Origin of the sequence: Pelagibius marinus (assembly GCF_014925385.1) — a bacterium.
GTDB lineage: Bacteria > Pseudomonadota > Alphaproteobacteria > Kiloniellales > Kiloniellaceae > Pelagibius > Pelagibius marinus.
On the sequence record NZ_JACSDK010000016.1, the window covers coordinates 102,727 to 119,250 of the forward strand.

Sequence of the window (16,524 nt, forward strand, 5' to 3'; positions counted from 1 at the left end):
ATAAGAAAAACGCGCGGAACCGGAGCGGCCCGCGCGTTTCGCCTTTCGGCTTCGGCCGGCAAGCTCAGCCGGTCAGGCGACCTTGGCGGGGCGCAGCATGAAGGCCGGCACGTGATCGCCGAAGGCGGTCTCGCCGGGCTGCGGCTCGTCGTCATCGTCGTCATTGCGCTTGCGCGTGCGACGGCCGCGCTTGGCGCCCGTGTCACTGCCGCGCGCGGCCGCGGGCTTCTTCTCTTTTTCACGCTGCCGCTCGAAGGGGACGACTTCCTGCTGATCGCTCTGTTCTTCGGTCACCGCCACGCTCTCCTCTTCGGCTTCGGCGCTCTCGGAGACGATTTCTTCCGGGACGGCCTCTTCGGTCTCGTCCTTGCGCTTGGCCGAACGCCGGCCGCCGCGTCCGCGCCGGCTGCTTTCGGTGCTCTTGCCGCCGCGTCGACGACCGCCACGATCCCGGCCGCGGCCGCCGCTCTCGGCGTCCTCGGCGGTCCAGCTGTCGGCATCCTCGAGAGTCACCGCGGGGATCGTCATGCCGAGCATGCGCACGACGTTGTCGAGGTACTTGCCTTCTTCCGGCAGGGCCAGGGTGAAGGCCTTGCCGCTGCGTCCGGCCCGGCCTGTGCGGCCGATGCGGTGGACGTAGTCCTCCGGGTTGGAGGGGACGTCGAAATTGAACACGTGGGAAACCGCCGGGATGTCCAGGCCGCGCGCGGCGACGTCGGAGCAGACCAGGATCTGGACATTGCTGTCCTTGAAGCCTTGCAGCGTTTCCATGCGCACCGGCTGCGCCATGTCGCCGTGCAAGGCGGCAACCGAGAAGCCGTGGCGCTCCAGCGAGCGGTACACGATATCGACGTCGCGCTTGCGGTTGCAGAACACCAGCGCCGACTTCACCGCTTCGCCTTCACTTCTGATGATGCTGCGCAGGGCGGCGCGCTTTTCCTTGGCGGCGCCGCGGACCTTGATGAGGCCCTGGGTCACCGTCTCGGCGGCCGAGGCCGGCGGGTCGACGGAGATCTCCTTCGGGTTCATCAGGAACTTGTCGGCCAGGCGGCGGATCTCCGGCGGCATGGTGGCCGAGAAGAAGAGGGTCTGGCGGATTTTCGGCAGCAGGCCGACGATGCGCTCGACGTCGGGCATGAAGCCCATGTCCAGCATGCGGTCGGCCTCGTCGATCACCAGGATCTTTACGTCGGCGAGCAGGATCTTGCCGCGCTCGAAGAGGTCGATCAGGCGGCCCGGCGTGGCAATCAGCACGTCGACGCCGCGATCCAGCTTCTGCTCCTGCTCAACGAAGGAGGAGCCGCCGATCAGCAGCGCCATCGACAGCTTGCCGTGCTTGCCGTAGAGCTCGAAGTTCTCCGAGACCTGGGCGGCAAGCTCACGCGTCGGCGCGATGATCAGCGAACGCGGCATGCGGGCGCGGGCCCGGCCGCTCGACAGGATGTCGATCATCGGCAGGGTGAAGCCGGCGGTCTTGCCGGTGCCGGTCTGGGCGCAGCCGAGGACGTCACGTCCCATGAGCACCACAGGGATGGCTTTTTCCTGAATGGGGGTCGGCGTGGTGTAACCCACGTCCTGAACGGCCCTAAGGACCTCTGGACTCAGTCCAAGATCTTCAAACGTCATGCAATCCGTTTTTCGGTTTGGAGTAGCTTTGTCGATTGAACTTCTAGCAATCGAACTTTGGCGGGATCATAGGATTTAGACCTGCATTGTCAATCATAACTGGCCGTTAACTGCCGAAATTCTTTGGCGATTCACGCGCCGGCCGTTGGCCTTGCAATATTCTTCCTGTATCCTGCTACTTATATGGTTAATATTTCTAAACCTGAAATGGTGCTTCCCAGGCAAACATTCAAGGGGGCAGGACTACTTCTGGTCGATATCCAGGAACGCCTTGCTCCTGCGATTGCCGAGACGTCCCGGGTCCTGCCCCGCATCGCCGAGCTTGTCCGGAACGCCCGAGTATCGGAACTGCCGATACTTGCGACCGAACAGTATTCGCGCGGCCTGGGCCCGACGCTGCCCGAGCTGCGCGGCCTGCTGCGGCCGGAAGAGGTGGTCGAGAAGATCCACTTCGCCGCGCCGCGCGCGCCGGCCTTTCGTGCGGCGCTGCAGGCGCGCGGGATCACCCGCTGCTTCGTCGCCGGCATGGAGGCCCACGTCTGCGTCCTGCAGAGCGTGCTGTCCCTGCTGTCGGAAGGGGTGGCCGTCACCCTGATCGGCGACGCCGTGGCCTCGCGGGTGGACCTGAACCGCCGCCTCGCCGTGGCGCGCATGGCCCGTGCCGGCGCCGAGGTGAGCGACAGCGCGGCGGTCTGCGCCGGCATGGCAGCCCTGGCGGCCCCATAAGACGGCATTGTCGCCCCGAGCCTCATCGCCCAGAATGGCCGCCCCACCGATTCTGTCAGATCGCCCCCAAGACCCTTTCCCCATCTCCATGACCGACAAAGTACCTCTCGTCCTGCTGCCCGGCCTGCTGTGCGATGCCGCCCTCTGGCAGCCGCAAGTGGACGCGCTCTCCGACATCGCCGACTGCCGGGTCGCCGATCTGACGACCCAGGACTCCATCGAGGCCATGGCCGAGAGCGTACTGGCGGGCGCGCCGGGCCGCTTCGCCCTGGCCGGACTCTCCATGGGCGGCTACGTGGCGCTGGAGATCATGGCCCGGGCGCCGGAACGGGTGATCCGCCTGGCCCTGCTCGATACCCGCGCGCAGGCCGACGATCCCCAGGAGAGCCGGCGGCGGCGCGGGCTCATCGAACTGGCGGAGAAGGGGCAGTTCAAAGGGGTGACGCCGCGCCTGCTGCCGCTCTTCATCCACGAGGCACGCCTGGACGACGCGGCGCTGACCGGCACCGTCACCCGCATGGCCCAGCATGTCGGCAAGGAAGCCTTCATTCGCCAGCAGCGCGCGATCATGGGGCGCCGCGACCAGATGCCGACGCTGGTGAAGATCCACGTGCCGACCCTGGTGCTCTGTGGGCGCGAGGACGCTCTGACGCCGCTGGCCGATCACAAGGTCATGGCGGCGGGAATCGCCGGCGCGCGCCTGACGGTGATCGAGGACTGCGGGCACCTGGCGACTTTGGAGCGCCCGGAGGAGGCCAACGCCGCTCTGCGCCGCTGGCTGACGGAGGAAGACTAGAGCGGGGGTGCTGATTCCGGCGGCGGCTTTGCATCTCCCACCGCTTCTTCGGTCGCTATGTCATCGGCCAGGGGATCCACCGTGGAGACGGTCTGCGCCAGGGTCAGGGATTCGGTGAAGGCGACGTGGTCGGCCTCCGGCGCCGGGGCGCGCTTGCGCATGCGGTGGACGGCGAAGGCGGCCAGGCAGAGCTGGACCCCCGCGGTCATGGCGAAGAGCGCGTCGGGGCCGAAGACACGCGTCAGGCTGGAGGCGGCGAGCGGTCCGGCCACCGCGCCCAGGGCGAAAATCAGCAGCAGGCCGCTGGCCGCTTCCACATAGCCGTTGGGCTCTACGTAGTCGTTCATGTGGGCGACGCTGAGACCGTAGAGGGGGAAGGCGAAGAGCCCGAAGAGGAAGGCCAGGGCGAAGGCGCCCTGGCCCCAGGGCGGCGACCAGAAGACGAAAAGCAGGCCAGCGATTGCCGACCCGCAGGCGGCGCCGACGATGACCCGGCGGCGGTCGGTCTTGTCGGAGAGGCGACCCAGCGGCCACTGGCCCAGAGCTCCGGCGATCACTGCGATGCTCATGAAGAGGGCGACGCCCCAGGAGTTGGCGCCCTTCACCTGGGCGAAGACCGGCGCCAGGGCCCAGAAGGAGCCGTTGGCCAGGCCGACCGCCAGACAGCCGACGACACCGACCGGCGACAGCTTGTAGAGGTGCTTGAGGCGGATCCGGACCGACTGCACCGGCGCCGGGGCTTCGGCCTTGGTCATGGCGATCGGCACGGCGGCCAGTGAGACCAGGATGGAGGCCAGCAGGAACAGCGGGAAGTTCTCCGGCTGGTCGAGGCCCAGCATGAGCTGGCCGATGGTGATGACCGTCAGGTTGATGATGGTGTAGAGCGAGAAGACGAAGCCGCGGGTCTCGTTGGTCGACTTCTCGTTCAGCCAGCTCTCGATGATCATGTAGAGCGCGGCGAAGCAGAAGCCGGTCATGGCGCGCAGCACCCACCAGAGGAAAGCGTTGAGAAACAGCGAGTGCACCAGCACGACGCAGGAGGCGATGGCGACCAGGGCGGCGAAGGCGCGGATGTGACCGGCGCGGCGGATGAGGTACGGGCCGTAGAGACAGCCTGCGGCGAAGCCCAGGAAGTAGGACGAGCCGAGAATGCCGATGTCGGTGTCGGTAAAGGCCTCGAGATTCGCGCGCACCGGCAGCAGAGTGCCCTGCAGACCGTTGCCCATGAGCAGCAGAGCGACGCTGAGCAGCAGCGCGGTGATCGGGGCAAAGGCTTTGGTCATCGCGGGGCCGTTCCTGTCGAGAGCAGCAGATGCTCTAGCACATCGCCGCGGCTCGTTCGAGGGGGGCGGTCAGGTCCACGAAATCGGCGCGGGGCGGACAGGGGAGCTAGAAGTCCAGTTCCTCGACGAAACGGGCGTTTTCCTGAATGAAGGCGAAGCGCGTCTCCGCCTTGCGGCCCATGAGGCGTTCGATCAGGTCGGCCGCCTTCTTTTCCTCCGCCGCCGGGTTCTCATCCTTCTCGCCGACGATGGTGACCCGCAGCAGGGTGCGCTTGCCGGGGTCCATGGTGGTCTCTTTCAACTGCCGGGCCGGCATCTCGCCCAGGCCCTTGAAGCGGCTGACCTCGATCTTGCCGCGGCCCTTGAAGTGTGACTTGAAGAGCTCTTCCTTCTCCTTGTCGTCCATGGCGTAGACGCTCTCGCTGCCCTGGGTCAGGCGATAGAGCGGCGGCTGGGCCAGGTAGAGCCGGCCGTTTTCGATGAGGCCGGGCATCTCCTTATAGAAGAAGGTGATGAGCAGCGAGGCGATGTGGGCGCCGTCGACGTCGGCGTCGGTCATGATGATGATGCGTTCGTAGCGCAGCTTGTCGACATCGAAGTTGCCGCGCGAGCCGCAGCCCAGCGCCTGGGTGATGTCGGAGATCTCCTGGTTGCCCTTCAGCTTGTCGGCCGAGGCGCTGGCGACGTTCAGGATCTTGCCGCGCAGGGGCAGCACCGCCTGGGTCTCGCGTGAGCGCGCCTGCTTGGCCGAACCGCCGGCGGAATCGCCCTCGACCAGGAATATCTCGGTGCCTTCGGAACGGTTGCGGCTGCAATCCGACAGCTTGCCCGGCAGGCGCAGCTTGCGCGTCGCCGTCTTGCGGCTCTGCTCTTTCTCCTCGCGGCGGCGCCGGCGTTCCTCGGAACGCTCGACGATACGCTCCAGCAGCATGCGCGCGCGCTCCGGGTGGCCGGAGAGCCAGTGATCGAAGTGGTCCTTGATGGAGGTCTCGACCAGCTTGGTCGCCGAAGCCGTGGCCAGCTTCTCCTTGGTCTGTCCCTGGAACTGCGGGTCGCCGATGAAGAGCGACAGCATGATGCAGGCGCCGCCGCAGACGTCGTCGGCGTTCACGTTGCCGGCCTTCTTGTTGCCGGACAACTCGGCATAGGCCTTGATGCTCTTCAGCAGACCGCTGCGCAGGCCCGCCTCGTGGCTGCCGCCTTCGGGCGTCGGCACGGTGTTGCAGTAGGAGTTGAGGAAGCCGTTCTCGTCCATCGGCCAGGAGATAGCCCATTCGACGCGGCCCGGATCGCTGGGGAACTTGCCTTCGCCGACGAAGGGGTCGGGCGTCAGGGTCTTGCGCTTGTCCAAGGTGGCGGCCAGGAAGTCCTCCAGGCCGTTGGGGAAGTGGATGTTGTCCTTGTCCGGGGTGTCGTCGCCCGTGGCGATGAGGCTCTTGTCGCAGCTCCAGCGGATCTCCACGCCGCGGAAGAGATAGGCCTTGGAGCGCGCCATGCGATAGAGCCGCGACGGCTGGAAGGCCGCGTCCTTCTCGAAGATCGAGGGATCGGGGTGAAACTGGATCGTGGTGCCGCGCCGGTTCTTCACCGGCTTGCCCTTCGACAGCTTGGTCTTCGCCTTGCCCTTGCTGTAGCTCTGCACGTAAAGCTTCTGGTCGCGTGCCACCTCGACGGTCATGTCGTCGGAAAGCGCGTTGACCACCGAAACGCCGACGCCGTGCAGGCCCCCGGAGGTGGCGTAGGCCTTCTGCGAGAACTTGGCGCCCGAGTGCAGGGTGGTGAGGATCACCTCCAGCGCCGACTTGGGCTTGTACTTGGGGTGCGGGTCGACCGGGATGCCGCGGCCGTTATCGCTGATCACCACCACGTTGCCGGGCTTTAGTTCCATCTCGATGCGGGTGGCGTGGCCGGCCACGGCCTCGTCCATGGCGTTGTCCAGTACCTCGGCCACCAGGTGGTGCATGGCACGTTCGTCGTTGCCGCCGATGTACATGCCGGGGCGGCGGCGTACGGGCTCGAGCCCTTCAAGGACCTCGATGTCCTTGGCCGAATAGCCCGATTGTTTGCCGCCCGATCGATTTCCGGGAGATTTCTTGGAAGCAGTCTGGAAGAGGTCCGCCATCTTGGCCCGTGTTGTGGACGAATAGGTGATGTGAACGAAAACGTGGTGCCCGGGGCGACACCCCGGCCTGCGGCGAATCGGGACAAGAGAATCGCCGATAGAGTAGGGTAGCTTATCTCGAGACCCAGTATCTAGTTAGTGAGAGACAGTCTGTCCATGCCTTCGAAAAGTGAAACGCCGCCCATCGGGGGCAAGCCGCGCGGCGGCCTGGCTACCCGGACCCTCGCCATGCCCGCCGACGCCAATCCCAATGGCGACATCTTCGGTGGCTGGGTCCTGTCGCAGATGGATATCGCCGCCGGCATCGCCGCGGGCGCACGCGCCCGCGGACGGGTCGCAACGGTGGCCGTCGACGCCATGGTGTTTCACCTTCCGGTTTATGTGGGCGACGTGCTGGGCACCTATACGGAAGTCATCCGGGTCGGGCGCACCTCCATGGCGATCCATGTCGAGGCCTGGGCGCTGCGCGGCAGCATCAGCGCCAGCGGGCCCAACGAGCATGTCCGGGTGACCCAGGGAACCTTCACCCTGGTCGCCATCGACGACAACGGGCGGCCTCGCCCGGTTCCTGAAAAACCCCTGCCGCCGGAAAACGAGGAGGGAGCCGCATGAGACGCCTGCTTATCGCCAGTCTGCTTGTAGCCAGTCTGCTTGTTGCCTGTCTGCTGGGCCTTCTGCCCGTGACGCCGGCCCTGGCCGGAGAAGCCGACGTGGTTGCCGCCGAGGCCGAGCAGGAGAGCGACGGCACCTGGCGCTTCCGGGTCACGCTGCGCCACGGCGACGAAGGCTGGGACCACTATGCCGACCGCTGGCAGGTGGAGACCCCGGAGGGACGCGTCCTCGGCACCCGGGTGCTGCTGCATCCCCACGAGAACGAGCAGCCTTTCACCCGCGCCCTGGGCGGCGTGGTGATCCCGCCGGAGGTCGAGGAGGTGCTGATCCGCGCCCACGATTCAGTGCACGCCGACGGCGGCGCCACGCTTACCGTCAGGCTGCGCTGAGCAACGCCGCCGGCATCGGAGCAGGCCGCCTCAGGTGGCGAGGGAGCGCCACAGCCGAAAAGGGGCGCCGGGCTCCTCCCGCGCGACCCAGCTGTAGGGCAGCTCACGCCAGGGCATGACCCGGTAGGTCAGGTTGTCCATGACATAGACGCCCCTGTCGCTGTGGACCAGGAGGACGGCGTGACCGCGCCCCCGGTCCAGCTTGCAGGCGGCGAGGGTAAGGGCGCCACGCGGAAAGCCGTGTTCCTGGATCAGGGTCTGCAGTTTGCGGATCGCATAATCCTCGCAGTCGCCGGCCCGGTCGCCGACCTCCCAGATATCTTTCCCGGCGTCGTCGCGGAACTGGATGCGTTTGTTGACCTCCTTGTTCACCTTCATGAGCTGCGAGGCGCGTCCCAGGGTCAGCTTGACCGGCTCGAAGCGGGTCTCTGCCGGGTCCAGTTCCGGGTGCTGGCGCAGCAGCGCGAACCAGGCCGACGGCGCGGGGATCAGCTTGCCGGCCGACATGGTGGAGGACTTGGGTAGGGGGCCTGGCAGGCCGTTCATGGCCGATTGCACGGGTGCGGGGAACGCGATGCTGGCGGCAGTGCCGCCCAGGCCCAAGAGCAAGTGTCTTCGTGACAGCAAGAGGCTACTCCGAACGTGGTAATCCGTTTGATAGAGGAGTAGCGTTTTACTTGATGTCTGGGCGTGATTTATTCGGGGGGATTGTATGACATCAAAATTAGAAAGTCGGGGTATTCGGAATATGTTAATATAAAATTAGTCTTCTCGCCTTACGTTAGAGGTATATTTAATTCTTTCTCAATATTCCCTGCCAAAAGGTTGCCGTTCCCGGCCCCGCTCGCGCTTTTGGAGCAGCGAACACTGCGAACTCTATCCTATTAGCCCCATCGATGCTTGTGATGCCTGGGTGACCACTTCACGGCAGAAGTGTGGTGAAAAAAGATCGCTTCTGTGTTTACGGCGCACTCTTTACTTGCCGTTAACCATATTGGTTTTGGCAGCGAGTCGCCGCCGGGAGGCGGTCGCGGGCAAAGAAAAAGCCCCGCCGGCGTCGTGCCGGCGGGGCCTTCTTTTGCGAGGGGGCGGCGGGCCGCCCCCTCCGGACGTCACTGGGACGTCACAGGGGCTGCATCAGGACGAGTAGTACATCTTGAACTCGACCGGGTGCGGGGCGTGCTCGAACTCGTAGATCTCTTCCCACTTCAGATCCATGTAGCCGTCGATCTGGTCGCGGGTGAAGACGTCGCCGGCCAGCAGGAACTCGTGGTCGGCTTCCAGGGCCTCCATGGCTTCCCGCAGGGAGCCGCAGACCGTCGGCACGCCGGCCAGCTCTTCCGGCGGCAGGTCGTAGAGGTCCTTGTCCATCGGATCGCCCGGGTGGATCTTGTTCTTGATACCGTCCAGGCCGGCCATGAGCATCGCCGAGAAGGCGAGATAGGGGTTGGCGGTGGGATCCGGGAAGCGGATCTCGACGCGCTTGGCCTTGGGGCTCTCGCCGTAGGGAATACGGCAGGAGGCCGAACGGTTGCGCGCCGAGTAGGCGAGCAGCACCGGCGCCTCGAAGCCCGGGATCAACCGCTTGTAGCTGTTGGTCGAGGGGTTGGTGAAGGCGTTCAGCGCCTTGGCGTGCTTGATGATGCCGCCGATGTAGAAGAGGCACATCTCCGACAGGCCGGCATAGCCGTCACCGGCGAACAGCGGGTTGCCGTCCTTCCAGATCGACTGGTGGGTGTGCATGCCCGAGCCGTTGTCGCCGGCCACCGGCTTCGGCATGAAGGTCGCCGTCTTGCCGTACTGGTCGGCAACCTGCTGAACCACGTACTTGTAGATCTGCATGCCGTCGGCGGCTTTCACCAGCGGCTCGAACTTGATGCCCAGCTCGTGCTGAGACGGCGCCACCTCGTGGTGATGCTTTTCGACGTCGAGGCCCATCTCGTCCATGACCTTCAGCATCTCGGCGCGCAGGTCCATGGCCGAGTCGACCGGAGGCACCGGGAAGTAGCCGCCCTTGATGCCCGGACGGTGACCCAGGTTGCCCTGCTCGAAAATGGCGCCGGTGTTGTAGGGGCCCTCGTTGGAGTCCAGGAAGTAGAAGGTCTGGTTCTGGGAGACCTCGTAGCGCACGTCGTCGAAGACGAAGAACTCGGCTTCCGGACCCCAGAAGGAGGAGTCGCCGATACCGGTCGACTTCAGATGCTCGACGGCGCGCACCGCGGTCGAGCGCGGGTCGCGGCCATACAGCTGGCCGGTCGACGGTTCCACGATGTTGCAGAAGAGGATGAGCTGCGGAAGGTTCGAGAAGGGATCCATCACCGCCGTGCTCAGGTCGGGCTGCAGGATCATGTCGGACTCGTTGATCGCCTTCCAGCCGGCGATCGATGAACCGTCGAACATGATGCCTTCGGTGAGGGCGTCCTCGTCGATGGCCTTCACGTGCATGGCAACGTGCTGCCACTTACCGCGCGGATCGGTGAAGCGGTAGTCGACGTAGACGATGTTCTTCTCTTTGATCATCTCAAGGATGGTTTTAGCGTCAGACATGGATGCTCTTTCCGTTTCTTCTGTAAACCGTGATTGACGTTAGCCTCTGCCGGCTGTCCCCGGCCGCGAAGTGGCCACCGTGACCTGGCCGGCGCGCCGTCTCAGACGGCGGCCGCGCCGCGCTCTCCGGTGCGGATGCGGATGGACTCCTCGATCGCACTGACAAAGATCTTGCCGTCGCCGATGCGGCCCGTGTGGGCGGCCTGTTGAATGGCCTCAACGGCGCGCTCGACCAGTTCGTCCTCCAGGACCACTTCGACTTTCACCTTGGGCAAGAAATCGACGACATACTCGGCGCCGCGGTACAACTCGGTGTGACCCTTTTGCCGGCCGAAGCCCTTGGCTTCGGTCACGGTAATGCCCTTGATCCCAACCTCGTGCAGCGCTTCCTTTACCTCATCAAGCTTGAACGGCTTGATGATCGCTTCGATCTTCTTCATCGCGTATATGGGCCCCGTGTCTCTTTATAGGGTGAGTCTTAGCTGGGTAGCTCTGGCCTGTTGTCTCTTCCGTTTGCTGGCGAACCAGTGTCCACCTTCGCGTAAGCATGAGCCGTGCCAAGTCGTGGGAGCCCGGCGAAACCTGGGCCCGCGGAACGAAAAGGCCCGGATTGGCTCACAAAATCCGCGCATTGCTGCCCAATTACTAAGCAGTTTGCACGCAAACTAATCATGCGCTCCGGGCCTGCTGATCCGCCAGATAGACGGCGATGCGTTCCAGGGCGGCGCGGATGTTGTCCTGGGAATTCGCGTAGGAGAGGCGCAGGTAGCCTTCGCCGAACCGCCCGAAGGAGGTGCCGGCGATGGTCGCCACCCCGGCCTGCTCCAGCAGCTTCACCTCCAGGGTCTTGGCGTCGATGCCGGTGCCGGACACGTTGGGGAAGGCGTAGAAGGCGCCGGCGGGCTCCACGCAGGAGATGCCGGGGATGTCGTTCAGCGCCCGGTGGATGGTGCGCCGGCGCATGTCGAAGGCGCTCATCATCTCGGCCACCGCGTCCTGGGGACCGCGCAGGGCGGCGATGCCGGCATACTGGCTCGCCGCGTTGACGCAGGAGTGGCAGTTGATCGCCAGGCGCGTGGCCGCCTCGACCAGGGCTTTGGGCCAGACCGCGAAGCCCAGCCGCCAGCCGGTCATGGCGTAGGTCTTGCTCCAGCCGTCCAGCATGATCACCCGGTCGCGCAGCTGCGGGTACTGCAGCAGGCTGACGTGCTCACGCCCGTCGTAGAGCATCTGGCTGTAGATCTCGTCCGACAGGATGGCGACGTCGGGATGGGCCTCGAGCCCCTCGACCAGGCGGTCGACCTCCTCGCGCGGCGTCACGCCGCCGGTCGGGTTGGCCGGGCTGTTGAGGATGATCAGGCGGGTCTGCGGCGTGATCAGACTCAGCACCTCCTCGGCGGAGAAGGCGAAGCCGCTGTCCTCGCGCAGCGGGATCGGCACCGCCGTGGCGCCGGAGAAGTTGATCACCGACTCATAGATGGGAAAGCCGGGGTTGGGGTAGAGGATCTCAGCGCCGGCCTCGCCGAACATCAGGACGGCGAAGAACATGGTCACCTTGCCGCCCGGCACCACGACCACGTTGGCCGGATCGACGCTGACCCGGTGGCGCAGCTCCAGGTCTTCGGCCACGGCTTCGCGCAGTTCGGGGATTCCGTTGGCCGGCGTGTAGCCGTGGTGGCCGTCGCGCAGCGCCTTGACCGCCGCCTCCACCACGTGCTCGGGCGTCTGGAAGTCGGGCTGGCCGATGCCCAGGTTGATAATGTCGCGCCCCTGGGCCTCGAGCTGCTTGGCGCGCGCCAGCACCTCGAAGGCGCTTTCGGTGCCCAGCCGCGCGATCGCAGCCGCGGTCTTCAGCATTTCCGCCCCTCCTGGCTTGTTCTTGTACCCGGATTTTCGGCTGCACACTATGGCAGAGCGGGGCTGGGCCGCAAGGCGGCTGAGAGAGCGGAAAACTTGGGGATCAGCGCGCCCTTGACGGCTGCGGGCCGGAGGTCTAAACACGCCCATCCGAGGCGCCGCGCCTTTCAGTGCGGCCCGCCCTGATGGTGGCTGTAGCTCAGTTGGTTAGAGCGCCTGGTTGTGGTCCAGGAGGTCGTGGGTTCAAATCCCATCAGCCACCCCAAACTCTCCCCAGCCTCTTCTTTGTCACGCCTGCGGGCCCTTTGGTCCCGGCGATGACGCTTCCATGAAATTCTTCGTCGTCGGTGCGGCGGAAGCGCGAAAGGCTTGTCCTCAAGTTGACAAAGCGGGCACTGGCCGTAAGGTCAGGGTACACCCAACACCGCCGCCGCCGCGCGCCCATGACAGGTTCATGGCCGTCGCCGCCGCACGGCGCATGCCGGGACCTGCCGGTCCCAGACTAAACCGCCGGAGGATATAGCCATCACTAGTGATCAGAACGAGACCAACGCGCTGGACCAGTCCGACACCATCGGTGGGCGCATCGGCCGCGCCCGCGAAGCCGCCGGTCTATCGGTGGCCCAGGCCGCGCGCCGGCTGGGCGTGAAGACGGCGACCTGGCAGGGCTGGGAGAACGACCGCTCAGAGCCGCGCTCCAACAAACTGACCATGATCGCCGGAACCTTGGGGGTCAGCCCCGCCTGGCTGCTCACCGGGCTGGGCGATGGTCCCACCGAGGGGATCGATGACGAGGTTCAGGCGCTGCGCCAGGAGGTCGGCTTGATCGTCCAGGATGTGGCCTCGGCCCAGGCCCGCCTCGACGCGGTGCTGAAGCGCCTGGAGGCCTTCCATTCCTTCCACCATGTGGAGCCCAACTAGGGCAGGGGAGATCGCTACGCCGGGTCAGTCGCCGTCCAGCAAGGTGCCGCTGGCAGCGGCCAGCGGCGGCCGGCGCTCGGCGTTGAGGACAGACAGCATGGAGGAGAGGCGCCAGCCGTCGGCCTGCGCCGCGTCGTCCAAAGCCAGAGAGAAGCTGATTCCCAGGCTGTAGGCCCCGGCGCTGTCGGCCACGAAGTCGGAGGTCATATCGAAGGCCCCGATCGGCAGGCGGAAACCGAAGCGGGCCTCCGAAATTCGCTCCAAGGGCCGGTGGTCCAATCCGGCCCGCAGCGTTCCGCCATCATCGAATTGCCAGTCGGACTGAATGCCCAGCCGCGTCACCTGGGCCGTCGGCAACACATCCTATTCGACCACGCCTTGCTGCCGGCCGCCGAAAAAGCTGCCGGCCAGGCTGAAACGGCCGCTGCCGTGGCGGGTCTCGCTGCCGTCGATCGCGGTGCTGCGGATAAGAGGATTTTCCTCACGGCCGTCTTCCCGGTAGTTCCGGTTGAGGTAGGCCAGGTACTCGCTGTGACACAGCGCCAGGGCGACGCCCCCCAGGTCTGTCCGGGCCGATATTTCACCGATGGGATGGGAAACGTCATGCAAGGCCAGGTCGAAGTGGTCGGCGCGGCTCTCCCCGCAGAACAGGATCGCCGCCAGAACCAGCCCTGCCGCGCCGGCAAGGCCGCGGATACGGCAGGAAGGCTGCCGGAAAGCCGGGAGAGGCAGGGGTTTCAAGTGGTTGCTGAGCGTTCGGGGAGGGAAACGCACGGGAACCGGGGTTCTCTGCAAGGGTTAATCAGATATTAAGAACAGATAAAGTAAAAAGTTTAATATCCCATAAACCATAGTTGTGTGCGTACGTTTCACGTGAAACAAATTACTTATCATGAGTTAACAAGACGCGATAGATCAACTATTCACCTCCTTGGTTGGTTTAATTACATAGAAACAAAAGAATTCATCGGCTGTGGGCAAATTATGTCGCCGCCGAATCGGGCTGTGGCAAGATTGTGGTCGTGGTGCGATTTCAGATTCTTGCGATCCGGCGCTGCGCTTTATTGCCGGCCGCTCGCCCGGACCGGCCAAAATATTGGACGGGCGCACCGCGGCCACTAAAACGCCGAATTCAGCGAAAGACTCTTTGGCATTACTTGCGCCGAGAGGCGCACGCGGGCCTCTATCGCCCGCCGACCGGTTGACGCTAAGCTTGCCGCGCCCGGGAGTCGGGCCGCGCCGTTGCCGGCGGGTATCAGGTGTTCAGGGAGGCGAAGGGCAGGGTGAGCCAGTCATTAAAGGCGAGAATGCAGGGCGGAACGGCGGCTTTCGGCTATTGGACGGAGCTGTTCAGCCCGACGGCGACGGAAATCATGGCGGTGGCCGGCTATGATTGCACGATGATCGACCTGGAGCACGGCGCGGCGGACCTGGGCGACGCCGTAGCCGTGATGCGGGCGCTGGGCGGCAGCGGCTGTACGCCCCTGGTGCGCGTGCCGGCCAATGACCCGGCCTGGATCAAGCGGGTCCTGGACGCCGGTGCCCGGGGCGTCATGGTGCCGGCGGTGAACTCTGCGGCGGAAGCCGAGGCGGCCGTAGCGGCCTGCCACTACCCGCCGCGGGGCTTCCGTGGCATGGCGGCGCCGATCGTACGTGCGGCACGCTACGGCGACGACTGGCGGGGCTACGTGCGCGACATCGCCGAGAGCCTGCTGGTGATCTGCCAGGTGGAAACCCAGGAGGCGGTGGAGAGCGTGGCTGAAATCGTCGCCGTTGACAGGCTGGACATGGTCTTCGTCGGCCCCTTCGACCTCTCCGGCAGCCTGGGCCGCCTGGGCGAGCCCGATCACCCGGACGTACGCGCCGCCATCAGCCGGGTGGAGCAGGCGGCCAAGGCGGCGGGCTGCCTGCTGGGTGGCATTCCCACGCCCGAGCGCTCCCCGAAAGCCCTCTACGAGGCGGGTTATGACCTGGTGCTGGCCGATATCGACCTGGTGATGCTGCGTGAAGGTGCGCTGGCCGGGGTGACGGCTTTGCGCGAAGCGGCCGGGCGCGGCTAGCGGCGCCCCGGCTGAGATTTCCACCATGCACCCCGAGGATCTCGCACTTCTGACCACCGAGCAGATGTACCGCGCCGACAGCCTGGCGATCGCCGGCGGGACGCCCGGCAGCCTGCTCATGGAGGCCGCCGGGGCGGCGGTCGCGGGGGCGGTCATGGCCCGGCGCGGGATCTCCCCGGTCCTGGTGCTCTGCGGCCCCGGCAACAACGGCGGCGACGGCTTCGTGGCGGCGCGCCACCTGCAGACCGCCGGCTGGCCGGTGCGGCTGGGCCCGGTGGGCGGGGGCGGTAGGGTGGAAGGGGGCGCCGCCGCGGCGGCGGCGGCCTGGTCCGGACCGGTGGCGCCGCTGGAGGCGGTCGCGCCGCGCCCCGGTGAGGTCGTGGTCGACGCCCTCTTCGGTGCCGGGCTGACCCGCGCCCTGGGTGGCAAGGCCGCCGAACTGGCCCGCGAGGCGGCGGAACTGGGCCTCGTGGTCGTCGCGGTGGACGTGCCGAGCGGCCTGCCGGGCGACGGCGCCGAACCCCTGGACGGTCTGGCTTTCCGGGCCGAGAAGACTGTAACCTTTTTTCGTAAGAAACCGGCTCATCTGCTTGTTCCAGGCCGTGAATTCTGCGGCGAGGTCGTTCTGGCGGATATCGGGATCCCGGCCGCCGTGCTGGCGGAGATCGCCCCGCAGAGCTTCGAGAACGCGCCGGCCCTGTGGCTGGGCGGCTATCCCTGGCGGACCACCCGGTCCCACAAGTACGACGCCGGGCACCTGCTGGTGGCCGGCGGCACCTCCATGACCGGGGCGGCGCAGCTCGCCTGCCGGGCCGGCCTCAGGATCGGGGCAGGGGTGGTCTCCGTGGCCTGCGACGCCGCCAGCCTGCCTATCTACGCGGTGTCGAACCCCGGGGTCATCACCCTGGAACTGCCGACCCCGGCGGACTTCGCGGCGGCGCTGGAGGATCCGCGCCGCAATGCTGTGCTGGTCGGGCCGGGCAACGGCGTGAGTCCGGAAACCCGGGCCCGCGCCGAGGCCGCGCTCTCGGCGGGCAGGCGGGCGTCGGGAAAGCAGGTGGTGCTGGATGCCGACGCTCTCAGCGTCTTTCAGGACGACCCTGCGGCGCTGTGGCAGGAAATTCAGGCAAATACAGACGGCGCAACAGTCTTGACGCCCCATGACGGGGAGTTCCGGCGCCTTTTTCCCGACATTGCGGGCGACCGGCTGGCGCGCGCCCGGGCGGCGGCGGCGCGCAGCGGGGCAGTGGTGGTCCTGAAGGGGCCCGACAGCGTCATCGCGGCGCCGGACGGGCGCGCCGCGGTCACCGCGGTGGCGCCGCCCTGGCTGGCGACCGGGGGCACCGGCGACGTTTTGGCGGGCATGATCGGAGGGCTGCTGGCCCAGGGCATGGCCGCCTTCGAGGCGGCGGCGGCGGCGGTGTGGATCCATGGACGGGCGGCGGCGGCGCAGGGGCCGGGGCTCATCGCCGAGGATCTGCCCCAGGCCCTACCTGAGGTTTTGCGCGGGCTTTGGGCGCACTCCCACAATGCGGAACACGAACGGAATTTATTCAATAGTTTTAGATAGTTCCGTCATATTCGT

General features: G+C 66.1%; 16 protein-coding genes and 1 tRNA gene. 8 read left to right on the forward strand and 9 right to left on the reverse strand.

The window, feature by feature from the left end:
• Positions 1-72: 72 nt before the first annotated feature.
• Positions 73-1,572, reverse strand: coding sequence for a DEAD/DEAH box helicase (locus tag H7X47_RS19985; RefSeq protein WP_437126587.1), 1,500 nt, complete (start codon positions 1,570-1,572; stop codon positions 73-75).
• Positions 1,573-1,833: 261 nt separating this feature from the next.
• On the opposite strand from H7X47_RS19985, the gene H7X47_RS19990 reads away from it, so the two are divergent.
• Both H7X47_RS19990 and H7X47_RS19995 read left to right on the forward strand, forming a co-directional pair.
• Entirely contained in the window at positions 1,834-2,352 is a 519-nt protein-coding gene (locus H7X47_RS19990; protein WP_193370519.1) for an isochorismatase family protein, read from the forward strand.
• A gap of 88 nt (positions 2,353-2,440) precedes the next feature.
• The gene (locus H7X47_RS19995) at positions 2,441-3,148 is read left to right on the forward strand and encodes an alpha/beta fold hydrolase (RefSeq protein ID WP_193370520.1); all 708 of its coding nucleotides are present in this window, start codon (positions 2,441-2,443) and stop codon (positions 3,146-3,148) included.
• On the opposite strand, the gene H7X47_RS20000 is transcribed toward H7X47_RS19995, so the two are convergent.
• A complete protein-coding gene (locus H7X47_RS20000) occupies positions 3,145-4,431 on the reverse strand; it encodes an MFS transporter (RefSeq protein WP_193370521.1) in 1,287 nt (428 codons plus the stop codon). The genes H7X47_RS19995 and H7X47_RS20000 overlap by 4 nt on opposite strands.
• A 106-nt stretch (positions 4,432-4,537) precedes the next feature.
• Positions 4,538-6,553, reverse strand: coding sequence for a DNA topoisomerase IV subunit B (gene parE / locus H7X47_RS20005; RefSeq protein WP_193370522.1), 2,016 nt, complete (start codon positions 6,551-6,553; stop codon positions 4,538-4,540).
• 156 nt (positions 6,554-6,709) lie between these two features.
• On the opposite strand from parE, the gene H7X47_RS20010 reads away from it, so the two are divergent.
• Both H7X47_RS20010 and H7X47_RS20015 read left to right on the forward strand, forming a co-directional pair.
• Positions 6,710-7,165 (forward strand): acyl-CoA thioesterase, encoded by a 456-nt coding sequence (locus H7X47_RS20010; RefSeq protein WP_193370523.1) that lies wholly within the window; start codon positions 6,710-6,712, stop codon positions 7,163-7,165.
• On the forward strand, positions 7,162-7,554 hold the full coding sequence (locus tag H7X47_RS20015; RefSeq protein ID WP_193370524.1) for a hypothetical protein: 393 nt from the start codon (positions 7,162-7,164) through the stop codon (positions 7,552-7,554). Before H7X47_RS20010 ends, H7X47_RS20015 begins: the two co-directional genes overlap by 4 nt.
• A 30-nt stretch (positions 7,555-7,584) precedes the next feature.
• Here H7X47_RS20015 and H7X47_RS20020 read toward each other — a convergent pair whose 3' ends face one another.
• The 4 genes from H7X47_RS20020 to H7X47_RS20035 all read right to left on the reverse strand — a co-directional run bounded on the left by H7X47_RS20020 (position 7,585) and on the right by H7X47_RS20035 (position 11,958).
• A complete protein-coding gene (locus tag H7X47_RS20020; RefSeq protein ID WP_193370525.1) occupies positions 7,585-8,100 on the reverse strand; it encodes a transglutaminase-like cysteine peptidase in 516 nt (171 codons plus the stop codon).
• A 591-nt stretch (positions 8,101-8,691) separates the two neighbouring features.
• Positions 8,692-10,101, reverse strand: a complete 1,410-nt coding sequence (gene glnA / locus H7X47_RS20025) for a type I glutamate--ammonia ligase (RefSeq protein ID WP_193370526.1) — start codon at positions 10,099-10,101, stop codon at positions 8,692-8,694.
• 101 nt (positions 10,102-10,202) lie between these two features.
• Positions 10,203-10,541: a P-II family nitrogen regulator gene (locus H7X47_RS20030; protein WP_193370527.1), complete on the reverse strand. Its 339-nt coding sequence runs from the start codon at positions 10,539-10,541 to the stop codon at positions 10,203-10,205.
• 229 nt (positions 10,542-10,770) lie between these two features.
• Positions 10,771-11,958, reverse strand: a complete 1,188-nt coding sequence (locus H7X47_RS20035) for a pyridoxal phosphate-dependent aminotransferase (protein WP_193370528.1) — start codon at positions 11,956-11,958, stop codon at positions 10,771-10,773.
• A gap of 188 nt (positions 11,959-12,146) precedes the next feature.
• Here H7X47_RS20035 and H7X47_RS20040 point away from each other — a divergent pair.
• Together H7X47_RS20040 and H7X47_RS20045 are read left to right on the forward strand one after the other, a co-directional pair.
• A tRNA-His gene (locus tag H7X47_RS20040) sits at positions 12,147-12,223 on the forward strand.
• A 320-nt stretch (positions 12,224-12,543) separates the two neighbouring features.
• Positions 12,544-12,879, forward strand: coding sequence for a helix-turn-helix domain-containing protein (locus H7X47_RS20045; protein ID WP_319633652.1), 336 nt, complete (start codon positions 12,544-12,546; stop codon positions 12,877-12,879).
• A 24-nt stretch (positions 12,880-12,903) separates the two neighbouring features.
• Here the strand turns inward: H7X47_RS20045 and H7X47_RS20050 are convergent, their stop codons facing one another.
• Both H7X47_RS20050 and H7X47_RS20055 read right to left on the reverse strand, forming a co-directional pair.
• Complete coding sequence (locus H7X47_RS20050) at positions 12,904-13,239, reverse strand: hypothetical protein (protein ID WP_193370529.1); 336 nt, start codon at positions 13,237-13,239, stop codon at positions 12,904-12,906.
• Between the two features lie 3 nt (positions 13,240-13,242).
• A complete protein-coding gene (locus H7X47_RS20055) occupies positions 13,243-13,620 on the reverse strand; it encodes a hypothetical protein (protein ID WP_193370530.1) in 378 nt (125 codons plus the stop codon).
• Positions 13,621-14,186: 566 nt separating this feature from the next.
• Between H7X47_RS20055 and H7X47_RS20060 the strand changes: the two genes are divergently transcribed.
• On the forward strand, positions 14,187-14,939 hold the full coding sequence (locus tag H7X47_RS20060; protein ID WP_193370531.1) for an HpcH/HpaI aldolase family protein: 753 nt from the start codon (positions 14,187-14,189) through the stop codon (positions 14,937-14,939).
• 25 nt (positions 14,940-14,964) lie between these two features.
• Positions 14,965-16,509, forward strand: a complete 1,545-nt coding sequence (locus H7X47_RS20065) for an NAD(P)H-hydrate dehydratase (RefSeq protein ID WP_193370532.1) — start codon at positions 14,965-14,967, stop codon at positions 16,507-16,509.
• Positions 16,510-16,524: the final 15 nt, after the last annotated feature.

Coding starts and splice junctions, on each gene's coding strand:
- H7X47_RS20010 (WP_193370523.1), top strand. CDS start 6,710: ATGCCTTCGAAAAGTGAAACGCCGCCCATCGGGGGCAAGCCGCGCGGC.
- H7X47_RS20030 (WP_193370527.1), bottom strand. CDS start 10,541: ATGAAGAAGATCGAAGCGATCATCAAGCCGTTCAAGCTTGATGAGGTA.
- H7X47_RS20000 (WP_193370521.1), bottom strand. CDS start 4,431: ATGACCAAAGCCTTTGCCCCGATCACCGCGCTGCTGCTCAGCGTCGCT.
- glnA (WP_193370526.1), bottom strand. CDS start 10,101: ATGTCTGACGCTAAAACCATCCTTGAGATGATCAAAGAGAAGAACATC.
- H7X47_RS20035 (WP_193370528.1), bottom strand. CDS start 11,958: ATGCTGAAGACCGCGGCTGCGATCGCGCGGCTGGGCACCGAAAGCGCC.
- H7X47_RS20065 (WP_193370532.1), top strand. CDS start 14,965: ATGCACCCCGAGGATCTCGCACTTCTGACCACCGAGCAGATGTACCGC.
- H7X47_RS20060 (WP_193370531.1), top strand. CDS start 14,187: ATGCAGGGCGGAACGGCGGCTTTCGGCTATTGGACGGAGCTGTTCAGC.
- parE (WP_193370522.1), bottom strand. CDS start 6,553: ATGGCGGACCTCTTCCAGACTGCTTCCAAGAAATCTCCCGGAAATCGA.
- H7X47_RS20015 (WP_193370524.1), top strand. CDS start 7,162: ATGAGACGCCTGCTTATCGCCAGTCTGCTTGTAGCCAGTCTGCTTGTT.
- H7X47_RS19995 (WP_193370520.1), top strand. CDS start 2,441: ATGACCGACAAAGTACCTCTCGTCCTGCTGCCCGGCCTGCTGTGCGAT.
- H7X47_RS20020 (WP_193370525.1), bottom strand. CDS start 8,100: ATGAACGGCCTGCCAGGCCCCCTACCCAAGTCCTCCACCATGTCGGCC.
- H7X47_RS19990 (WP_193370519.1), top strand. CDS start 1,834: ATGGTGCTTCCCAGGCAAACATTCAAGGGGGCAGGACTACTTCTGGTC.